This is a genomic window from Streptomyces sp. NBC_01410 (assembly GCF_045040195.1).
In the GTDB taxonomy this organism is placed as follows: Bacteria; Actinomycetota; Actinomycetes; order Streptomycetales; family Streptomycetaceae; genus Streptomyces.
Genome location: NZ_CP109530.1, coordinates 4405846 through 4425919, shown reverse-complemented (window position 1 = coordinate 4425919; position 20074 = coordinate 4405846). Strand labels below are relative to the sequence as shown.

Here is a 20074-nt window from a genome sequence, read left to right as displayed (position 1 = left end):
CACGGTTCAGCGGGTCGCGCCGGTGACGATCCAGCGGCCGGAGCGCGCTCGTAGCCAGAGCGTCAGCATGCGGACCGTCATCATCAGCGTCATGGCCCACCACAGGGCGGTCAGTCCGCCGCCCAGCGCAGGAATGAGCAGGGCCACCGGCGCGAAGACCGCCAGGGTCAGCAGCATCGCCCCGGCCAGGTAGGGGCCGTCGCCTGCTCCCATCAGTACGCCGTCGAGGATGAAGACCACGCCCGCGATCGGCTGGGAGACGGCAACGACCAGCAGGGCCGGGAGAAGGGTGTTGTGCACGGCCGAGTCACTGCTGAACAGCGGGATGAGGAGTGGCCGCGAGACCACGACCAGGATGCCGAGCACCACACCGGAGGCGACGCCCCACTGCACCATGCGGCGGCAAGCCTGACGGGCGCCGTCTGCGTCGCCCGCACCGAGATAGCGGCCGATGATCGACTGTCCGGCGATGGCGATCGCATCGAGCGCGAAGGCCATCAGGCTCCACAGGGAGAGAACGATCTGATGGGCCGCGATTTCGGTGTCACCGAGGCGGGCAGCCACGGCGGTGGCGATCATCAGGACGCCACGCAGCGAGAGAGTGCGGACGAGGAGGGGGACGCCCGCCTGGGCGCCGGCCCGTATGCCGACGGGGTCGGGACGCAGTGAGGCGCCGTGCCGTCGGGCTCCTCGTACGACGACGATCAGATAGGCGGCGGCCATGGCGGCCTGTGCGATGACGGTGCCCCAGGCGGAGCCGGCGATGCCGAGGCCGGCGCCGTAGACGAGTCCTGCGTTGAGTGCCGCGTTGGCGACAAAGCCGCCGATGGCTACGTACAGCGGGGTCCGGGTGTCCTGGAGGCCTCGCAGTACTCCGGTGGCGGCCAGCACGATCAGCATCGCGGGGATGCCGAGGCTCGAGATCCGGAGGTAGGTGGTGGCGTACGGGGCGGCGGTGTCGGAGGCCCCGAAGGCCTGGACGAGCCAGGGCGCCGTGGGCAGGGTGACGGCGACAACGGCGACCCCGAGAAGCAGCGCGAGCCAGATGCCGTCCATCCCCTGGCGGATGGCGGCGGCGAGGTCGCCCGCGCCGACGCGGCGGGCGACGGCGGCCGTGGTGGCGTAGGCGAGAAAGACGAAGACGCTCACGGCGGTCATGAGCAGTGCCGCCGCGACTCCAAGACCGGCGAGTTGCGGTGTGCCGAGATGGCCGACGATGGCGCTGTCGACCATCACGAAGAGCGGCTCGGCGACGAGGGCGCCGAAGGCGGGGAGGGCGAGTGCGACGATCTCTCGGTCGTGGCGTCGCCGGAGAGCCTTCGGTGCCGTCGGAGCCTGAGTCATGGCGGCAATCTAATCTTCCACAGGTAAGAGATGCAACTGTCTTGCAGTCCTTACTGGCGGTCAACGTGGAGGCTCGGCTGTGTGCCGTTTGTTCTGATCTTGGTCCAGTCGGCAAAGTTTTTCTCCCCCACAGCCGGTGGACGGAGAAATGCCAGGTCAGAGCCCCTGTGGCGAGATGGTTATGACTTTGTCCACAGTGCTGTCCCCCGGTCCGTGCACAGGTTCCGGAGGGTTCTCCACAGCATCTGGACCTTCGTCCACATGGCCTGTGGATAACCAGATTGGCTGACGGTGCAGACGGGCCTACCTTGGACCGTCGCCCGACGCGCCCGAAGCGGAGTCTGGCCGTTCGTTTTGTCAGTGTCGTGCCGTAGAAAGAGTGGCACGGCGAGGTCCGCGGGGCGGACGGGAGGAGGTGGCCCGGGTGAGCATTTCCGAGCCCTTGGACGACCCCTGGGCAGCCGACGGCGGTCCCAGCGACCGTCTTCCCGTCTCCCGCCAGCGCCGCGGCGAAGGCCGCGGTGGCCGCGAAGACCAGCACGAGCGGGGCAGGGACACCGGGGGCTGGGACGGCGGTTCCCCCGGCTTCGAGCGTGTGCCTCCGCAGGACCTGGATGCAGAGCAGTCCGTCCTCGGCGGCATGCTCCTCTCCAAGGACGCCATCGCCGATGTCGTGGAGATCATCAAGGGCCATGACTTCTACCGGCCCGCTCACGAGACCGTCTACACGGCGATCCTCGACCTCTATGCCAAGGGCGAGCCGGCCGACCCCATCACCGTCGCTGCCGAACTGGTCAAGCGGGGCGAGATCACCAGGGTCGGTGGGGCGCCGTACCTGCACACCCTGGTCCAGTCGGTCCCGACGGCGGCCAACGCCTCGTACTACGCGGAGATCGTCCACGAGCGCGCGGTGCTGCGGCGCCTCGTGGAGGCGGGCACCAAGATCACGCAGATGGGATACGCGGCGGACGGCGATGTCGACGAGATCGTCAACTCCGCCCAGGCCGAGATCTATGCCGTCACCGAGCAGCGCACCAGTGAGGACTATCTGCCGCTCGGCGACATCATGGAGGGCGCACTCGACGAGATCGAGGCGATCGGGTCACGCAGTGGCGAGATGACCGGTGTTCCCACCGGGTTCACGGACTTCGACTCCCTCACCAATGGCCTGCACCCGGGCCAGATGATCGTCATCGCGGCTCGTCCCGCCATGGGTAAGTCCACGCTGGCGCTGGACTTCGCCCGTGCCTGTTCCATCAAGAACAATCTGCCGAGCGTGATCTTCTCCCTCGAAATGGGCCGCAACGAGATCGCGATGCGTCTGCTGTCCGCCGAGGCCCGAGTGGCGCTGCACCACATGCGCTCGGGAACGATGACGGACGACGACTGGACCCGGCTCGCGCGCCGCATGCCGGATGTGTCGCAGGCTCCGCTCTATATCGACGACTCCCCGAACCTCTCGATGATGGAGATCCGGGCGAAGTGCCGACGCCTCAAGCAGCGCAATGGTCTGAAGCTGGTCGTCATCGACTATCTGCAGCTGATGCAGTCCGGTGGTTCGAAGCGCGCGGAGAGCCGTCAGCAGGAGGTCTCGGACATGTCCCGAAACCTCAAGCTGCTGGCGAAGGAGCTGGAGCTCCCGGTGATCGCGCTGTCGCAGCTGAACCGTGGCCCCGAGCAGCGTACGGACAAGAAGCCGATGGTCTCCGACCTGCGTGAATCAGGCTCCATCGAGCAGGACGCCGACATGGTCATCCTGCTGCACCGCGAGGATGCGTACGAGAAGGAGTCACCGCGCGCGGGCGAGGCGGACCTGATCGTCGCCAAGCACCGTAACGGCCCGACGGCGACGATCACAGTCGCCTTCCAGGGGCACTACTCCCGCTTCGTGGACATGGCACAGACCTGACCAGGAGCAGTGTGGGATCCCGAATCCCTGTCGGAATCCGCAGCACGATGTCGGAGCCGTGTACTTCACGTTTGGTTTCCGAGCCGGAGCTTCAGCGGTTGGCCAAGTGCGGCCGAGGAGGGGGAGCGCGCGCTCAATTTCCCTGAGGGTCCATGAACCGGGGAGCGGTCGCTCCAGGCCTTATTGCTCGTGCCGGCTGGTGTCGGAGCTGTTGCCGAGGACATTGTCGATGTAAGCCGCGAGCGCGGAGCGCAGGGCTTCGGGCGCCATCTTCTGATCGTCGATCAGGTGAGCCACGAGGTCGGCACGGATGGCGGCCAGCAGTGCGTGCGCGGTGAAATCAGCGTTGTGCACGCCGGGCACGTGCTCCAGTGCCACGCGGAGGATTTCATGCCACCAGCCGTAGTGCTCGGCCTGGTAGGGGCTGCTGAGCCCGGCGTCCTCCGCAGCCGACATCAGGCGCCGGTTCTCGATCTTGAAGCGCAGTGAGGCGTTGAGGAGGTCCAGCACCTGCTGGCGCGGTGAGGACCCGCCTGCGTCCTGTGCTTCTTGCACGGCTTGCTGGAGGGGTCCGAGGCGGGAGGCGATCACGGCGCCGATCAGGCCGGCACGGTCGCCGAAGCGGCGGAAGAGGGTGCCCTTGCCCACACCCGCGGCCGCGGCGATGTCGTCCATCGACACGCTGGTGGGGCTGCTGCTGTGGGCGAACAGGGCGTCGGCGGCAGCCAGGATCGCTTCTCGGTTGCGCAGGGCGTCCGCGCGCTCTGTGCGCTGGGCCACGGGTCCTCCTTGGTCTTCGGCCTGTCCCGGCCCCCCGGAATGGTATCGGTGGGTTCGCATCAGCGGTGGCTCGCGCCCGGCTGCCCTTCCCGCATCAGGTACGGGCAGCCGAGCGGTCCGCGTGACGCGAAAACGGGTCAGACCGTGTCGTCGAGCCAGTCGAAGATGCGCGCCACCGAAAGGCGGAGGGCGCCCGGGTGGCAGTGGGAATCGGCGCCTTCTTCCTCGGTGAAGCTCAGGAGCGTCTTCGGCGCGGTGAGGTGCCGGTACAGCTTGCGCGGATCGGATTCCTCGGTGGCGGAGTAGTACAGGTCGTTGGTCGCCTCGCACACCAGCACGGGGCAGGTGATGTTCGCGGCGCTCCCGTCCCTGAAGTTGTAGCGGGCGTACTCGGCCAGGAACTCCCGGTCCGTCGAGGTCCCGGTGACGTAGCGGCCGTGGTCGAAGGCCCAGCGCATGATCGGGCTCTCGGCGCGGGCGGCGGCGATCATCCGGTCCAGTTCCTCGTCGTGCTCGGCTGCCGAGCGCCGGACGGCTTCCTCGTGCGACAGCGGGAGGTGAGCGGTCAGAGCGGAGACGGCGTCGAAGACACCGTCGACGGCGACGACAGCTGCAAGGCGCGGCTCGTAGGCCGCCGCGCGGGGCGCGAGGTAGCCGCCGAGACTGACGCCGAGCAGCGCGATGCGGGCCGGATCGACGCCCGGTTCCTTGGTGAGGAAGTCCAGGACGGGACCGACCACGTTCTCCCAGTCCGGACGGAAGGTCATCCCGTCCCGGTGGATGGCTGAGGGCTGCCCGGGGCCGTCGAACGTCAGGACGTGGTAGCCGCGCTCCTGTCCGCCGAGTGCGCCGAAGAAGTGCAGTTCCTCGGCGGCGCCGTCGAATCCGTTGTGCATCACCAGTGCCGGCTTCGGGCCCTCGCCCGCCGCCCGGTAGAAGTAGCCGCGAAGGACGGTGTCCTGGTAGGGGATATCCACGGGCGTGATGTCGGTGAAGTGGGCGACGGCGTCGCGGAAGCAGGCGACGCTGCGCCCGTAGGCGTGGTCGATGCGCGGGTCGTCGGGGTTGCCGTGGAGGAAGAATTCGGCCGCCCGGTAGTAGCTGGAGGCGCGCAGCAGTCCGTCGCGGGCGCTGATGGGGTGGCTCCGGCGCGCCTCGGTTTCCAGGCGCTCGGCGGTGGACAGCCACGCGTCGTGCCAGCCGTCGTAGTCGCCGGGGGTGACGCGGGAGGCGGTGGCCACGACTTCGCCGACGTCCGAGCCGCCGTAGGCGGCGAGACCGAGGTTGCGCAGGGTCTCGAACCAGAACGCCGGGTCGTCGTGGAACATCAGCTGCTTCAAGACACCTCCCTTTCAACGAAGGCACGGAAGGTGCCCGGGGGGCGGCCGGTGAGGCGCTGGACGGTGTCCGAGGTGCGGTCCTCGGCCCCCTCGGCGATGGCGACGTCCATGCTGGCCAGCATCGTGGCGAACTCCAGCGGTATCTCGGCTGCCCAGCGGTCGCGCAACTGTTCAAATGTCAGCTGCCGGTGCACCACCGGCCGACCGGTGACCTCGGCGATGGTCGCTGCGACGTCGGCGTAGCTCAGCGTCTGCGGCCCGGTGAGGATCAGGTCGGTGTTGGGGGCCTGTTCGTCGGTCAGGGCGCGTACGGCGACGGCGGCGATGTCCTCCGCGTCGATGAACCCGACGCGGCCGTCTCCCGAGGCCGACATGATGGCGCCCTCTTGGGCGATGCTGCGCGCGTGGGGGGTGGAGCCGGTGAAGTTCTGCATGAACCAGGAGGGCCGCAGCACCGCCCACTGCTCGAACAGGCCGGGCAGGGCCTGGTGGACCTGTCCCACCGCCGGACCGCCTGCGGGGATCGCCGATGAGCTGAGCAGCACCGCGCGGTGCACGCCGGCTGCGAGGGCCTGGCGGAGGAAGGGCAGCATGGCTTCGGCCGGGCCCGAGGAGCCGATGGGCGGGATGAGGTAGGCGCGGTCGACGCCGCCGATGGCCTCGCTCCAGGTCGCGGGCTCGTTCCAGTCGAAGCGGACAGCCTGGGTGCCCTCAACCGGGGTGGCGCTCCGGCCGGCGGCCTTGACGCGGTGGCCCTCGGCGATCAGGCCGGCGGCGACGCGGCGGCCGGTGGTGCCGGTGGCCCCGATGACAAGGGTGACGCCGGGGGTGCTCATCAGTTCGCTCCTGCGAAGTCGGCGCCGGGCTGCTGAACGGCGAGGGGGTTCCAGTAATCGCGGTAGGAGGTGATGCGCTGGTCCTTGACCGTGACCACGGCGATGTAGGTCATGTCGAAGGGGCTGTCGGTCTCGACCAGACGGCCGACCCCGCGCATCTCGACCACGATCGTCTCGGTGTCGGTGGTCTGGTGGATCTTCACGTCGGGGAAGTCGTGGAGGTCGACGTGGTCGGGGTAGTGGCGCATGTAGTCGCCGACCGCGGTCTTGCCTTCCAGCCGCTCGGGCCAGCCTTCGGGCGCGAAGGGGAATTCGAGGACGCCATTGTCGTCCCACAGGTCCACCCAGCCGGGGATGTCCTTCTCCAGCAGCAGTTGCAGGCCGTGGCGGTAGAGCTCGGAAGGCGTCATGGGCATGGTCATGATCAAGGTTTCCGTTTCCGCTCGAAGGTGCAGCGATCTTGACCCGTCGGGACATCGCCTCTCGTCACGAGATGGGCGATACCTCCCGTGATGGTGGTTTCTCGCGACGGGCCATCCGAACATATTCGGACCGACAGTCCGTATAGCTGGATCGTACGGACCGCCGGTCCGCTTTGCAAGCCTGGGCCCGGTCGGCCGCTGCCCGGACGACGTTCGTTACGGACGGCTTCTCGTACGCGCGCCGCGTAATGTCACGTCAGTTGCTCGACGTGACGAGGCGGCCCAGATAGACCTGCCTCATGACCTCCTCTTATGACGAGCTCCTTCCTGCCACGCGGCGGGCGCTGTTGCATCGCATCGCCGTTGCCCAGTCCGAAGGGCGCGCGCCCTCCTTTGTCGCCGGGGTGCAGCGCGACGGGCAGCTCATGTGGTCGGGCTCCCGCAGCTCGGTCGACGGACATGCGCCCGACGCCGACACCCAGTACCGCATCGGCTCCATCACCAAGACCTTCACGGCCGTCCTGGTGCTGAGGCTGCGGGACGAAGGTCTGCTCGACCTGAACGACCCGCTGGAGCGGCACCTTCCCGGCACCGGGGTCGGGGATGTGACCATCGCTCAGTTGCTCGGTCATAGCGCCGGCCTGAGCGCGGAGACCACGGCGCCGTGGTGGGAGCGCACGCCCGGCTCGCTGCGCCCCGAACTCGCCGACGTTCTCGGAGACCAGTCGCGGATGCATCCGGTCGGGCGGTGCCACCATTACTCCAACCCCGGCTATACAGTGCTGGGTTCACTGATCGAGGCGGTACGGAAGGCCTCCTGGGAGGACATCCTGCGGAGCGAGATCCTGGAACCGCTGGGCCTGCACCGTACGAGCGCGCGGCCCGAGGCCCCGCATGCCGGTGGCTGGGCGGTGCATCCCTGGGCCGATGTGATGCTCCCCGAACCTTGCGAAGACCTTGGTCTGATGGCCCCGGCCGGACAGCTCTGGTCGACCGCCGCCGACCTCTGCCGCTTTGCTGCGTTCCTCGCCGAGGGCGACGAGCGCGTGCTGAGCGCGGCGTCCGTGCGGGAGATGAGGACGCCGTCCGTGCCGGCCGAGGCCGGGGAGTGGGAGAGCACCTATGGCCTGGGGATGCAGATCGTACGGAAGGAGGGCCGCACCCTTGTCGGGCATACGGGCTCGTTGCCCGGCTTCCTCGCGGGGCTCTGGGTGAGCGTGGACGACGGCATCGCGGCCGTCGCGCTCGCCAACGCCACCTCGGGGCCGTCGGCTGGTGCCGTGGCCGCCGATCTCGTCCGGATCGTGGCCGAGGCCGAACCGCGTATCCCCGAACCCTGGCGGCCGCTGCCGGAGGTCGACCACGCTCTGCTGGAGCTGACCGGGCCCTGGTACTGGGGGACTCAATCCTTCGGGCTGCGTCTGGTCGCCGACCGGGGTATGGAATTGCAGCCGCTCGGCGGTCCCGGCCGCGGGTCGCGTTTCGCCGGCGAGGTGGATGGGACCTGGACCGGACTCAACGGCTACTACGCGGGGGAGACGCTGCGTGTGGTGCGGCTCGAGGACGGCTCGGTGAGCCATCTCGATCTGGCCTCATTCATCTTCACGCGTGCGCCGTATGAACCGGGGGCGGCTGTTCCGGGTGGCGTGGACAAGGAGGGCTGGCGCGGACTCAAGGCGTGAGACGGAGCTGATGTTTCACGTGAAACGGGAGCGAGGAGGGTCCCGGGCCCGCTTCAGGCCGTCAACTCCCGCTCCAGCGGGGTACGGAAGCGCGGCGTGATCCGGGCTTCGGCCACCCAGGCCGACAGCCGCGAGGCCTCTGCAGCGATGGCGGCGGCGGCCTCAGAGCCGGGGTCCGTCAGCAGCCGCCAGACGATCTCGCCGTCCGCGCGCTGGGCCCAGCCGCCGATGATCTGCCCGTTCCACCACACCGTGGGTCCGACATTGCCCGAGCGGTCGAAGAGCGCCGAGCTGTGGTCCGCGGTCAGGTGGAAGCGGCGGTCGGCCCAAGCCATGGCGCTCGGGTCGAGCGCTGGCAGCAGGGCGGCCCAGGGTTCCAGGGGCTCCTCGGGTGCCGCGTCGCCGGGAGCCACATAACCGGTGCCCTCAGAGAGGTCGACCTCCTCTACCCCGGCGGCAGCCATTGCCTTGCGTACGTCTGCGAGGCTCCACCCCGTCCACCACTTGAGGTCGGACTCGGTGGCCGGTCCGTACGACTGGAGCCAGCGTCGCGCCAGTTCGGTCCGTGCCTCAGTGGGCGACAGCGTGGGCCAGGGGTCGCTTGCCGTCCAGCGGAACTGGCTGGAGGTCCAGGAGCCGCGCGGCCGGTCCCGCCGGATGCGGCAGTCCGCGGCGAGCAGCCGGATCACACGGGTGGCGACGCCCTGCACCGTCTCGTACTTCTTGCCGGGGAAGACTGTGATCTTCGTCTTCAGTGAGGGCACGTCGGTGGAGAGCTGGCTGCCGGTGGCGGAGCCACGGGTGGCGATGGCGGCGAGTACCGCTACCTCGGCCTCGGCCAGCCAGGTCTCGTCCAGACCGTTCGCGTCCTCCTCGAGGTGGCTGAGCAGTGTCCTGCGCTCCTTGACCGCGATGGCGCGAGCGGTGGAGGCGTCGACGTACGGGGCGAGTTCGGCGGAGACCGCGAAGAGCGTGCGCCGCATCGAGAGGAGCCGGACGAGCGTCACGTCCTCGTACAGAGACTGCTCCACTGTCTGGACGCTCGGGTCGGTGAGGCGTGCGCAGGCGGAGAGGAAGACGGTCGCGGCATCGGTGGCATGCAGCGCGACGAGCGCGTCGGCGACCGCCACCGGTGAGTCGGTTCGTACGGACGGAGCCAGCAGATGGCGGCGGCCGAGCCGGATGCGGCGCTGCTCGTCACTGATCCGGTGCATGCTGAACTCCCTTGGTCAGAGAAGGAGTTTGAAACCTGCGTGGGATGCCTCGAAGCCGAGCCGTTCGTAGAAGCGGTGGGCTTCGGTGCGGGAGGCATCGGAGGTCAGTTGCACCAACTGGCAGTTCTGGCGGCGGGATTCGTCGATGGCCCACTCGATGAGACGGGTGCCCAGACCGAGGCCGCGTTCGTCGGCGTGGATCCGTACGCCCTCGATGATCGAGCGGGTCGAGCCGCGCCGGGAGAGCCCCGGGATGATCGTGAGCTGGAGGGTCCCGACGACCTGGTCCGCGCGCACGGCCACGGCCTGGATCTGGTTCGGGTCCTGGCTCAGCCGCTCGAAGGCGGCGGTGTACGGGGCGAGGTCGTCCGGCGATTCGCGCTGCGCGCCCAGCGGGTCGTCGGCGAGCATCGCCACGATCGCCGGGATGTCGTCGAGAACCGCGGGCCGTATGTCCAGATCGCTCATGGTCCGCAGATTACGCGGGGACCCGCAGTTCCTCGACGGCCCGTACCAGGGGAGCGAGCTCAGGGTTCTTGGCCGCCTCGTCGAGGGCCTCGCGCAGCGCTGCGTCATTGGTCGGCCGGGCCTCGGCGAGCAGGGCCAGACCGGACTCGGTGACATCGGTGTAGATACCGCGGCGGTCGGTGTCGCAGAGATAGCGGGTCAGCAGGCCGCGGTCCTCGAGCCGGGTGACGAGCCGGGTGGTGGCGCTCTGGCTGAGGACGACGGCGTCCGCCACCTGCTTCATCTGCAGATGGCCGCCGGGGCCGCTGTGCTGGCGGCTGAGGACATCGAGGAGGGAGTACTCGCGCATGCTCAGGCCGTGCTTGCTCTCCAGGGCACGCTCGACGTGTGCCTCGATCCTCCCGTGGAGCAGAGAGAGGGCGCACCAGCTCTGGGAGAGCGCGGTGAGTGCGGGCTCGGTCGCGGTCATCTGTCTTCCTCCTCCGTGCCGGAGCGGCTCTGCCCAGGATAGACGACGAACGCAATAGTCCGCGTTTGCAATTATCTGTCGCTTGCCAAGGGGCTAGCCCGCGGCCACCGACAGCGGCGCGAAGCGGCGTGTCCAGTCGCCGGGGAGGTCCGGGATGCGATAGGTCATCACGGTGTTGAAGGCGACCGTTTCCAGGCCGTGTTCCTTCACCCACGCGATGAGTTGCTCATGCCGTACGTCGATGTCCGTACGCAGCGGCCGGTCCGTGCCCGCCGCCAGCGAGGCGACCAGGGCCTTCGCGGTCTCCGTGTCCCGGGCGATCAGTGGTCCGACGACATGGGTCTGCATATTGGGCCAGGCCGCGGCGTACCCGCTGAGGACCCCGTCCTCCTCCGCGACGCGGAGCTGATCCGAGAAGGCCGGCAGCCGCGTGATCATGTGGGTGCGGTCGAGGCCGAAGACCTCGGCGTCGAGACGCACGATCGCGGGAAGGTCCTCGGCCGTCGCCGGCCGGGTGGTCACCCTTGCCTCGGGGAAAGACTCCGGGGCCCGCAGGTGGCCGCGGACCATTTCGGCACGGCCGGTCTCGACGAAGCCCAGCTGCTCATAGAGGGGCTGCCCGTACGGCGTTGCGTGCAGCGTCAGCGGGATGTCCCCGGCCTCGTTCACAACGTGCTGCATGAGACGGCGCCCGACGCCCCGGCCGGCGTACCTCTCGGCGACAAGCATCATCCCGACCGCGGCGAGCCCGGGGCCGTAGGAGGTGACCACGCAGGCGGTCACCAGACCCTTGCCCTCCGGGTCATCGATTCCGTACCCCGTACCGGCCGTGAGCAGCAGACCCCATTTGTGCTCCTCGCGCGGCCAGCCCCGGTCCTCGGAGAGATCTGCGCAGGATGTGAGGTCGTCGGTGGTCAGACGGCGGATGGGCAGCTCGGAGAGCGGTGTCGACATAAGGGTCAGGCTGTCGGACGCAGTGATCGCTCGTCCAGCGCTTTCCGGGAAGTGGTCAGGCCGCGCAAGTGCCGACCGCGACGGGTGAGACCCCATGGCTTGAGTACCGAGACAACCGTCATGAAGACATACGTCGTGAAGGAGACGACAGGTCCCATCACCAGGCCCAGAGGGTCCGCCAGCGTCGCTCCGGAGGCCACGGTGTCGACCGCGCCATTGACACCCGGACGCAGCGCGAAGATGGATGCGGTGAGGGTGATGAGCGTCAGCCAGAACTTCGCGTAGACCCAGCGGTGTCGCGCGAGACCCCACCGTGTTCCGAGCGACAGCACGAGGCCGCTGAACAGGGTGAGCATGGCGAGAGGAATCACCAGCCAGTCCGTGAAGACCTTCATCGAGCGGCAGGCGGCCTCAATCATGGCGGCGGACTCTGTGGTGGCTGCGGTGAGGGAGAGCGCGAGCAGGCCGAGTGTGAGCCCCAGCCAACCGGCGGATGCGGCGACATGGACGACGAGGAGAGCCCGGCGTGCGGGGCGCTTGAGTGGTTTCACGTGAAACACCGTGCCGGGCGGGCAGACATATCGCGTCTGACAGCGGGAGTAGCCCCGCGTACTAACCTCGGCGTACATGGCGTACCGGAAGAGAAGACCCAGCCTTCACATCTTCGATCTCGACGGCACTTTGATCCGTGGCTCGGCGGCGACCGTGGAGATATCCCGGCAGCTGGGGCTGCTGGAGGAGATCGGTGAGCTGGAGCGGGAGCTGATCGCCGGAACGATAGGCCCGCCGGAGTATGCGGTGCGTGTGCATGCGCTCTGGGGCGGTCTCACGGACGCTCATGTCTCGGCAGCGTTCGAGGCCGCACCCTGGCTCGACGGCATCCAGGACGTGTGGCGGGAGATCCGTGAGAGCGGGGACTACTGCGCCGTCATTTCACTCTCACCCTCCTTCTTTGTGGAGCGACTGCTCGGCTGGGGGGCTCATGCGGCGCACGGATCACGCTTTCCCGACGTGCCGTTCACCCGGCCTGTGGAGCCGGAGGGCATTCTCAATGCGACCGCGAAAGTGAAGATCGCGAATCGGCTCTGTGCAGAGTTTGGGGTAGGTCTGGACACATGTGTTGCGTATGGTGATTCCATGTCCGACGCGGAGATCTTCGCGGTAGTGCCCACAACGGTGGCGATGAATGCCGATCACCATCTGTCGGGTCTGGCTACGCATGCCTATACGGGGGGCGATCTGCGCGAGGCCTACGAACTGGTGCGATTCCGCCGCTAGTTCAGGAGCCCGGAGGTGGTCCGGGCGACCCGGAATTTGGACATGGGGGCAATGGAGCCTAACGAAAAAGCGGGTCCGGATGCCCGGACTTTCCGCTCTTTGTCCCCTGTGTTGGTGCTCCCTGGCATGCTGCGACGACGGGCGCTGCGGGCAATGTCACATTTCTTGCTCAGTCGTCCCGATTCAGCTTGCGGTCGTGGTTAGTGTGGGCTGGCAGTAGTCCTGAGCGAAGCGGGGAATGAAGCACGTTCCGAGTTGGCGGAAGTGCGGACCGACCGAAAGATGTTCGAGGCGAGGCAGACAATGGACGCTCCGACCACCACGTCGGCCGACAATGGCACTTCGGACGAGAGCAGCGGGGGCGGATGGTTCACCCCTCGTAGGCGGCCGGTCCAGGGCCGGACCGACCCTGGTGAGGAGGCTTCCGCGGGTGACGCGGGTCAGGAACGGATAACGGCTCCGAGGCGTCCTGTCGCTTCCATACGCCCGGTCGGCTCCGTCACCTCTCGTCCGGAGCGGCCGTCGGCGAGGGATGAGCCGCGGCCCACGACTCCCGTCGACGAAGCCCCGTCGGCCGGGGCGGCCGAGACCACGGGTGGGCGCCAGGATCCCCTTGCCCGCGAAAGCCGGGCGGATCCTCGCGTGCCGAGCCCCCGTGAAGCGCCCCACCCCCACCAAGCCCCTTGGCCCCGTGATGCGATCTGGCCCGCCGAGAGCCCGCAGCGACTCCATAGCGCGGGCCAGGTGGACCAGGCTCACGAACCCGCGGCACAGCCTCACGGCACAGCGGGCAGACCACAAGAAGCCGCGGAACGGCCCTACGAAGCCGTAGGACCGCGCGAAGTCCCCCGGCCGCACGAAGCGCCGCGCGAGGCCCCACGCGAAGCCGGCCAGCCGCGCGAGGCCCCCCGTGACACTCCCCACCCGCAGCCCGCCTCGCCCGCCGGCGACGCCTCGCCCGACGCGATCCTCATCCGCCGCACCATGGCGGAGATCGGGCCCGTCGCGGACAAGGTCACCTCGTACTTCTACGCCCTGCTGTTCGTCCGCCACCCCGAGCTGCGGAGCCTCTTCCCCGCCGCCATGGACGCACAGCGCGACCGGCTCCTCAAAGCCCTGCTCACCGCCGCCGAGCACATGGACAACGCGGAGGTGCTCACCGACTACCTCCAGCACCTGGGCCGCGGCCACCGCAAGTACGGCACCGAACCCGCGCACTATCCCGCCGTCGGCGAGGCCCTGCTCGGAGCGCTGTCCCGGTACGCCACCTCGACCTGGGACGAGGCGACCGAGGCCGCTTGGGTGCGCACCTACACCACGATCTCGCAGATCATGATCGACGCGGCCGCCGAGAACGAGCGGACGGCGCCCGCCTGGTGGCACGCCGAGGTGGTGTCGCACGATCTCCGCACCCCCGACATCGCGATCATCACCGTGCGCCCGGACCAGCCGTACGCGTTCGTGGCCGGGCAGTACACAAGCCTGGAAACGCCCTGGTGGCCGCGGATCTGGCGGCACTACTCCTTCGCCGGTGCGCCCCGCGCCGACGGTCTGCTCTCCTTCCACGTCAAGGCGGTCCCGGCGGGCTGGGTCTCCAACGCCCTGGTCCGCCACGCGCGCCCCGGCGACATGCTGCGGCTCGGCCCTCCTGCGGGATCCATGACCGTCGACCACTCCACCGACAACGGCCTGCTCTGTCTGGGCGGCGGCACCGGTATCGCGCCGATCAAGGCACTGGTCGAGGACGTCGCCGAGCACGGTGAGCAGCGCCCGGTGGAGGTCTTCTACGGGGCGCGTACCGACTACGACCTGTACGACATCGACACCATGCTCCGGCTCCAGCAGACGCACCCGTGGCTGTCGGTGCGCCCGGTGGTGGACGACCGTGCGCAGTTCCCGGACGCCGTGCGGGAGTTCGGCCCGTGGCACGAGTACGACGCCTATCTCTCGGGGCCGCCCGGCATGATCCGCAGCGGTGTGGACGCGCTGCGCGGCATCGGTATCCCGTCCGCCCGGATCCGCCACGACTCCCTCGAAGAGCTCGTCGCGACGGGCGACTAGCGCACGACAGCCGAGGCGGGCAGGGTCAGCCCAGGTCAGGGGCGTGCATCGCGCGCACGCCCTCGATATTGCCGTCCAGGTAGTGCCGCAGCGACAGCGGTACGAGATGGACGGCGGCGATGCCGACCCGGCTGAACGGCACCCGTACGATCTCGTACTCCCCGCTGGGTTCGTCGATCTCCGGGCCGTGCCGTCGCGAGGGGTCCATGGACTCCAGCCGGCAGACGAAGAAGTGCTGCACCTTCACCCCCGTCACACCGCCGTCGGCGATGTGCTCGACGGTGTCGACGAAGCAGGGCACCACATCGGTGATCTTGGCGCCGAGCTCTTCGTCCACCTCCCGGTGGAGCGCGTCCACCACGGTGGCGTCCTCGGGCTCGACTCCGCCGCCGGGCGTGAGCCAGTAGGGATCCACGCCGGGCTTGGTGCGCTTGATCAGGACGAGATCGTCGCCGTCGAGCAGGATGGCGCGTGCGGTGCGCTTGACCACTGGCCGTTCGGTCATGGGTAGAAAATGGCCCGCCAGACCTGTTCTGAAACTCCTGGCAGCCCTGCGGTCACCAGTCGACCGCAGCACGCAGAAGCAACTCGTGCGCCCGCGCGATGTGCGGGAGTGCGAGTGTGCCGGTCCGGACGACGAGAAAGTACGTACGCAGCGGGGGTACGGGAGGGTCGAGCAGTGCCACCACACGTCCGCTGCGGAGCTCCTCCTCGCACAGATAGCGCGGCAGCACGGCGAGGCCCGCGCCCGAGGCCGCCGTCTCCAGGACGGCCCGCAGGTCGGGGGCGATCACGGCGCCCGCGGCGGCCGGCCGGGAGTCGAAGACGGCGGACCAGTAGCGCGAGACGAACGGCAGGGATTCGTGGACTTCCACGACGGGCAACTGCTCGAGCACCACATGCCCGCCGCGCAGCACTCCGGGACCCAGCCGGGCCGCCCAGCGCGGCGAGGCGACCAGGACGTGCTCCTCGTCGCAGAGCGGCGTCGCCGTGAGCAGCTCGCCGCGCGGACGGGCGGTGGCGATGGCCAGATCGTGGTGTCCGGCGGCCAGACCTTCCAGCGTCTCCTCGGCGTTCCCGAACGAGGCTCGCAGCGCGAGCCCCTGGGATATGAGCGGGGTGAGGGCGGGCAGGGCGCGCAGCGACACGAACTCCGGGGGACCCGCCAGATGCAGGGTCCGTACGCCCGACTCCTCGTCGAGACCGGTCTCGGCGATCTCCACCAGGGCGTCCAGATGTGGGGCGGCCCGGTGCGCGAGTTCGTCGCCGATGGTCGTGGGGGTCACTCCGCGGGCCTGGCGCAGGAACAGCGGCCGCCCCAGCTGCTTCTCCAGCGTGCGGATCTGCCCGGTCACGGCGGGCTGGGAGAGCCCCAGCAGTGCGGCGGCACGGGTGAAGGAGCCGGCCCGGTGCACCGTGACGAATGTGCGCAGCAGGGCCAGATCCATGCCAAGCCCCTCTCGACCGACGATGCCCGCGGACCGGACAACTATAAATAAGTCGATAGGTCGCTGTCGCTACTGTGATTGGACACTGACGCAGAGTCAACTAGCCTTGTTCGCGCGGTTCTTCGCGCAGGGAACCGAGGGCGGTCCGAGCCATGAGGGGGGAGGCTCGGACCGCTCGTTTTGCGTAGCGCCGCTCAGCGCGCCGTTGTACTCCGGCGTACGCCCCTCGGTCCACACCGCGCGCGGCTTCGTGCGCCCCCGCCCCGAGTCGCCGCCCCCCAACCCGAACTGCCCGGAACCAGCGACTCCGCCCTACTGTGCCGCCTCGTCCAGCGCCCGCAGCACATCCGCCACCAGGTCCTCCGCGTCCTCGGCGCCCGCCGAGAAGCGGATGAAGCCCTCCGGAACCGCGTCGCCACCCCAGCGACCGCGCCGCTCAGCGGTGGAACGCACCCCGCCGAAGCTCGTCGCGTCGTCCACGAGCCGCAGCCCGCCCAGGAAGCGTTCCGCGTGCCCCCGATCCGGCAGCACGAAGGAGACCACGGTGCCGAAGCGCCGCATCTGCTGCGAAGCGATCTTGTACGAGGGGTCCGGCGGCAGCCCGGGATACCGCAGCCCGCTCACCTCGCCCCGGCCGCCCAGTGCCTCCGCGAGCGCCAGCGCATTCGCGCACTGCCGCTCGATCCGCAGCTGCAGCGTGGCCAGCGAGCGGTGCGCGAGCCATGCCTCCATCGGGCCGGGAATCGCCCCGACCACCTTGCGCCAGCGCCGTACACCCGCCACCAACTCCGGATCCCGGCAGGTCACATGGCCGAGCAGGATGTCTCCGTGGCCCGTCATGCCCTTGGTGTCGCTGGCCACGGAGAAGTCCGCGCCGAGCTCCAGCGGCCGCTGACCGAGCGGCGTCGCGAGGGTGTTGTCGACCGCGACCAGCGCGCCGGCCGCATGCGCCGCCTTCACCAGCCGCCGTACATCACACACGTCCAGCCCCGGATTGGACGGCGTCTCGATCCACAGCAGCCGCGCCCCGTCGAGCACGCCCAGTTGCGCGTCGCCGCCCGTCGGCGCGGTCCTGACCTCGACGCCGTAGGCCTCGAGACGTTCCCGTAGCAGCGGCAGCGCCTGATAGCCGTCGTCCGGAAGCACCACCGCTTCCCCGGCCTTCAGCTGCGAGAAGAGCACCGCCGAGATCGCCGCCATCCCCGAGGCGAAGGCCACGGTCCCGACGGACTCCCCCGGCGCCTCGAGCTCGCCGATCGCCCGCTCCAGATGGGTCCAGGTCGGGTTCTCGTCGCGGCCGTAAGTGTAAGGACCGGTGGGCTCGCCCGGGAGGTGGAAGTGGGCCGCGAAGACCGGTCCGGGCAGGGTCGGTTCGTACTTCACCGGCTCGGGCAGCCCGGCCCGTACCGCCCTGGTGCCGTCCCCCAGACTCCCGCCGTCGCCTGCATTCATGCCGCCGCTCATGCCGCACGCTCCTCGACTGCCATCCGTACGACGTCGAGCAGCCCCTCGCTCGCCGCCTCCACCATCTCAAGGCACTCCTCGAAACCGTCCATACCGCCGTAATACGGATCCGGAACATCCAGGTCCCCGGCCGCGGACGGATCGTACGACCGCAGCAGCCGCACCTTCGCGGCGTCCGCGGCCGTCGGCGCGAGCCGCCGCAGCTCCCGCAGATGCCCCTCGTCCAGCGCGATCACCAGATCGAGGAGCGGGAACCAGGAGGCGCGGAACTGCCGGGCGCTGTGCCCGGACTCGTAGCCGTTCGCCTCCAGCACGGCGACGGTGCGGCCGTCCGCACCGTCGCCCTCGTGCCAGCCTCCGGTGCCCGCGCTGTCCACCTCGACCAACCCGTCGAGTCCGGCCTCGGCCACGCGCGCGCGGAAGACGGACTCGGCCATGGGCGAGCGGCAGATGTTGCCGGTGCAGACGAAGCAGACGCGATACGCAGAACTCACTCGGTGTTCAGTCCTTGTCCGGCAGAGCGACATTCATCGCCCACGAAACGACAGAGATGATCAGGCCGCCGAGCACGGCGGTCCAGAAGCCCTCCACATGGAAGTTCAGGTCGAACTGGTCGGCCAGCCAGGAGGTCAGCAGCAGCATCAGGGCGTTGATGACCAGCGTGATCAACCCGAGGGTGAGGATGAACAGCGGCAGGGTCAGCAGCTTCACGACAGGCTTGACGAGGAAGTTGACCAGACCGAAGAGCAGCGCCACCAGGACCAGGGTCCAGGCCTTCTTGCCGGTGCTGTCCCCGGTGAGGGTTATGTCCTCCAGCAGCCAGATGGCCACCAGCAGGGCTGCCGCATTGGCGATCGTCTTGACTAGGAAATTCATCATGTGTCTGATCGTGGCAGACGTGATCGGACCTACGGCAGGGGCGGACGGACCATGAAGGCATTCCGACTGGATGAGCTGGAGGCGGAGCGCGCCGCCAACGACGGCGCATATCTCCAGTTTCTGCGCGAGCGGAACATGTCGGTCGGGCTGTACGCACTGGATGCCGGTGATCTCGACCCCCAGCTGCCCCACCGTCAGGATGAGGTCTACTTCGTCGTCAGCGGCCGCGCCTCCATCACGGTCGGGATGGAGACGACCCAGGTCGGACGGGGCAGTGTGGTCTATGTCCCCGCCGGAGTGGCCCACAAGTTCCACCACATCACCGAGGATCTGCGGGTCATGGTGGTCTTTTCTCCCCCTGAGAGCTGACCGGAACCCTGCCCGGTCCCTAGGGGTTCGCTCAGGGGAGATCAAGGGCTCGCGGGCCCCCGGACGTCACCCCTCGCGCATAGCATCGAAGCCAGGAACCCAGAGAAACGAGGTAGGGACGATGGCTGTGCGGGAGATATTCGCGGGGATGCCGTGGTGGGTGAAGTGGGTCGCGGTGCCCGTCATCGCCCTCGTGCTGTTCGGCGGCCTGATCGCGAGCGTGATCGGCTTTGTGATCGGACTGCTCTTCAAGGTCCTGCTGTTCGCCGCACTTGTCGGCGGACTCGTCTTTGTCGTACGGAAGTTCATGTCGTCCTCCAGCTCGCGCAGCGACTGGTAGTGACCAAGAGGGGCATATCCGGACGGGCGTTAGCCCGGCCGGGAGGACACCCCGAGCGGCGGCCGCTGCGGCTTCTGGAGGCTGCGGGCTCCCATCGGGGCGGAGCCCCCGCGAGACAGCTCGCGCGCGAGGCAGGCCCTCCGCTTCCTGTCGTCGCCCTCGCCGACACCCCTTGTACCCCTGCAGTCGAGGTGTGGGCCGTTCTCAGCTCGCTGGCGCTCTCTATCAGTATCTGAAAACTCACTCCTTGTGATCTTCGAGCGCGTACTGGACGATTACGTCAAGAGGGCCATGGGGATCTTTCCTGGCCTTTTTGACGAGCTTCCGTTCACTGCTTCATCCACTGCGGGGTACATGATGCGCGAGTCGGTCCAGGCCGAGGTCCTCATGAGTTTCCTTGTCTCCGAGGAGCTCTCCTTCCGGATCCCGGTGGAGATCCGGTACGAGACGAAGGATCCGTTCGCCGTGCGGATGACCTTTCACCTGCCCGGAGATGCGCCTGTGACCTGGACCTTCGGTCGGGAGTTGCTGGTGGACGGCATCAACGGCCCGAGCGGGGACGGCGATGTGCACATCGCGCCGACGCGTCCCGGGAAGCTGTCCGATGTGGCCATCCGGCTCCAGGTCGGCTGCGACCGGGCGCTGTTCCGGGTGAGTGCCGCGCCGCTCGTGGCCTTCCTCGACCGCACGGACAAGCTGGTGCCGCTGGGGCAGGAGCGTACGGTCGTCGACTTCGAGTGCAATCTCGACGAGGCCCTCGGGCGCATCCTCGCGGAGGAGAACGCCGGCTGAGCGGCGCCGGGGCATCTACGGCTTG

22 protein-coding genes are annotated in these 20074 nt (G+C 68.7%); 7 read left to right on the top strand and 15 right to left on the bottom strand.

The features are described 5' to 3' along the window. Nucleotides 1-6: 6 nt before the first annotated feature. Entirely contained in the window at nucleotides 7-1344 is a 1338-nt protein-coding gene (locus OG741_RS20270; protein ID WP_405599849.1) for an MATE family efflux transporter, read from the bottom strand. A gap of 424 nt (nucleotides 1345-1768) precedes the next feature. Here OG741_RS20270 and dnaB point away from each other — a divergent pair, with 424 nt between their 5' ends. After that, entirely contained in the window at nucleotides 1769-3253 is a 1485-nt protein-coding gene (dnaB, locus tag OG741_RS20265) for a replicative DNA helicase (RefSeq protein ID WP_405599846.1), read from the top strand. Nucleotides 3254-3433: 180 nt separating this feature from the next. Here dnaB and OG741_RS20260 read toward each other — a convergent pair whose 3' ends face one another. The 4 genes from OG741_RS20260 to OG741_RS20245 all read right to left on the bottom strand — a co-directional run bounded on the left by OG741_RS20260 (nucleotide 3434) and on the right by OG741_RS20245 (nucleotide 6631). After that, nucleotides 3434-4033, bottom strand: coding sequence for a TetR/AcrR family transcriptional regulator (locus OG741_RS20260; RefSeq protein ID WP_405599844.1), 600 nt, complete (start codon nucleotides 4031-4033; stop codon nucleotides 3434-3436). 137 nt (nucleotides 4034-4170) lie between these two features. Further along, a complete protein-coding gene (locus tag OG741_RS20255) occupies nucleotides 4171-5373 on the bottom strand; it encodes an alpha/beta hydrolase family protein (protein WP_405599841.1) in 1203 nt (400 codons plus the stop codon). After that, the gene (locus OG741_RS20250) at nucleotides 5370-6209 is read right to left on the bottom strand and encodes an NmrA family NAD(P)-binding protein (protein ID WP_405599840.1); all 840 of its coding nucleotides are present in this window, start codon (nucleotides 6207-6209) and stop codon (nucleotides 5370-5372) included. The genes OG741_RS20255 and OG741_RS20250 overlap by 4 nt, the downstream gene beginning before the upstream one ends. Further along, a complete protein-coding gene (locus tag OG741_RS20245; protein WP_405599838.1) occupies nucleotides 6209-6631 on the bottom strand; it encodes a nuclear transport factor 2 family protein in 423 nt (140 codons plus the stop codon). The genes OG741_RS20250 and OG741_RS20245 overlap by 1 nt, the downstream gene beginning before the upstream one ends. A 299-nt stretch (nucleotides 6632-6930) precedes the next feature. Here OG741_RS20245 and OG741_RS20240 point away from each other — a divergent pair, with 299 nt between their 5' ends. After that, a complete protein-coding gene (locus OG741_RS20240; RefSeq protein WP_405599836.1) occupies nucleotides 6931-8313 on the top strand; it encodes a serine hydrolase domain-containing protein in 1383 nt (460 codons plus the stop codon). A 53-nt stretch (nucleotides 8314-8366) separates the two neighbouring features. Here OG741_RS20240 and OG741_RS20235 read toward each other — a convergent pair whose 3' ends face one another. The 5 genes from OG741_RS20235 to OG741_RS20215 form a co-directional block, all read right to left on the bottom strand. Next, nucleotides 8367-9527, bottom strand: coding sequence for a winged helix DNA-binding domain-containing protein (locus OG741_RS20235; RefSeq protein ID WP_405599835.1), 1161 nt, complete (start codon nucleotides 9525-9527; stop codon nucleotides 8367-8369). Nucleotides 9528-9542: 15 nt separating this feature from the next. Next, entirely contained in the window at nucleotides 9543-9995 is a 453-nt protein-coding gene (locus OG741_RS20230; protein ID WP_405599832.1) for a GNAT family N-acetyltransferase, read from the bottom strand. A 10-nt stretch (nucleotides 9996-10005) separates the two neighbouring features. Next, nucleotides 10006-10464 (bottom strand): MarR family winged helix-turn-helix transcriptional regulator, encoded by a 459-nt coding sequence (locus OG741_RS20225; protein ID WP_405599829.1) that lies wholly within the window; start codon nucleotides 10462-10464, stop codon nucleotides 10006-10008. Between the two features lie 93 nt (nucleotides 10465-10557). Beyond that, nucleotides 10558-11418: a GNAT family N-acetyltransferase gene (locus OG741_RS20220; protein WP_405599826.1), complete on the bottom strand. Its 861-nt coding sequence runs from the start codon at nucleotides 11416-11418 to the stop codon at nucleotides 10558-10560. 5 nt (nucleotides 11419-11423) lie between these two features. Beyond that, nucleotides 11424-11969 carry a DUF2269 domain-containing protein gene (locus OG741_RS20215; protein WP_405599823.1) on the bottom strand — a complete coding sequence of 182 codons (546 nt, stop codon included), beginning with the start codon at nucleotides 11967-11969 and terminating at the stop codon, nucleotides 11424-11426. A 76-nt stretch (nucleotides 11970-12045) separates the two neighbouring features. On the opposite strand from OG741_RS20215, the gene OG741_RS20210 reads away from it, so the two are divergent. Both OG741_RS20210 and OG741_RS20205 read left to right on the top strand, forming a co-directional pair. Then, the gene (locus OG741_RS20210) at nucleotides 12046-12696 is read left to right on the top strand and encodes an HAD family hydrolase (protein ID WP_405599821.1); all 651 of its coding nucleotides are present in this window, start codon (nucleotides 12046-12048) and stop codon (nucleotides 12694-12696) included. 282 nt (nucleotides 12697-12978) lie between these two features. Beyond that, the gene (locus tag OG741_RS20205; RefSeq protein WP_405599819.1) at nucleotides 12979-14757 is read left to right on the top strand and encodes a globin domain-containing protein; all 1779 of its coding nucleotides are present in this window, start codon (nucleotides 12979-12981) and stop codon (nucleotides 14755-14757) included. Nucleotides 14758-14782: 25 nt separating this feature from the next. Here OG741_RS20205 and OG741_RS20200 read toward each other — a convergent pair whose 3' ends face one another. From OG741_RS20200 to OG741_RS20180, 5 genes are all read right to left on the bottom strand, one after another. Then, a complete protein-coding gene (locus OG741_RS20200) occupies nucleotides 14783-15262 on the bottom strand; it encodes an NUDIX domain-containing protein (protein WP_266480665.1) in 480 nt (159 codons plus the stop codon). 52 nt (nucleotides 15263-15314) lie between these two features. Next, complete coding sequence (locus OG741_RS20195) at nucleotides 15315-16205, bottom strand: LysR family transcriptional regulator (protein WP_405599816.1); 891 nt, start codon at nucleotides 16203-16205, stop codon at nucleotides 15315-15317. 312 nt (nucleotides 16206-16517) lie between these two features. Next, the gene (locus tag OG741_RS20190) at nucleotides 16518-17669 is read right to left on the bottom strand and encodes a cystathionine gamma-lyase (RefSeq protein ID WP_405599814.1); all 1152 of its coding nucleotides are present in this window, start codon (nucleotides 17667-17669) and stop codon (nucleotides 16518-16520) included. Beyond that, nucleotides 17666-18196, bottom strand: a complete 531-nt coding sequence (locus tag OG741_RS20185; protein ID WP_405599812.1) for a low molecular weight protein-tyrosine-phosphatase — start codon at nucleotides 18194-18196, stop codon at nucleotides 17666-17668. Before OG741_RS20185 ends, OG741_RS20190 begins: the two co-directional genes overlap by 4 nt. After that, nucleotides 18171-18548, bottom strand: coding sequence for a phage holin family protein (locus tag OG741_RS20180; protein ID WP_266480674.1), 378 nt, complete (start codon nucleotides 18546-18548; stop codon nucleotides 18171-18173). Before OG741_RS20180 ends, OG741_RS20185 begins: the two co-directional genes overlap by 26 nt. A gap of 51 nt (nucleotides 18549-18599) precedes the next feature. Here OG741_RS20180 and OG741_RS20175 point away from each other — a divergent pair, with 51 nt between their 5' ends. The 3 genes from OG741_RS20175 to OG741_RS20165 all read left to right on the top strand — a co-directional run bounded on the left by OG741_RS20175 (nucleotide 18600) and on the right by OG741_RS20165 (nucleotide 20049). After that, entirely contained in the window at nucleotides 18600-18917 is a 318-nt protein-coding gene (locus OG741_RS20175; protein ID WP_266480676.1) for a cupin domain-containing protein, read from the top strand. Between the two features lie 127 nt (nucleotides 18918-19044). Beyond that, nucleotides 19045-19257 carry a DUF5326 family protein gene (locus tag OG741_RS20170; protein WP_266481709.1) on the top strand — a complete coding sequence of 71 codons (213 nt, stop codon included), beginning with the start codon at nucleotides 19045-19047 and terminating at the stop codon, nucleotides 19255-19257. Between the two features lie 357 nt (nucleotides 19258-19614). Beyond that, nucleotides 19615-20049 (top strand): SsgA family sporulation/cell division regulator, encoded by a 435-nt coding sequence (locus OG741_RS20165; RefSeq protein ID WP_266481716.1) that lies wholly within the window; start codon nucleotides 19615-19617, stop codon nucleotides 20047-20049. Nucleotides 20050-20074 lie beyond the last annotated feature (25 nt).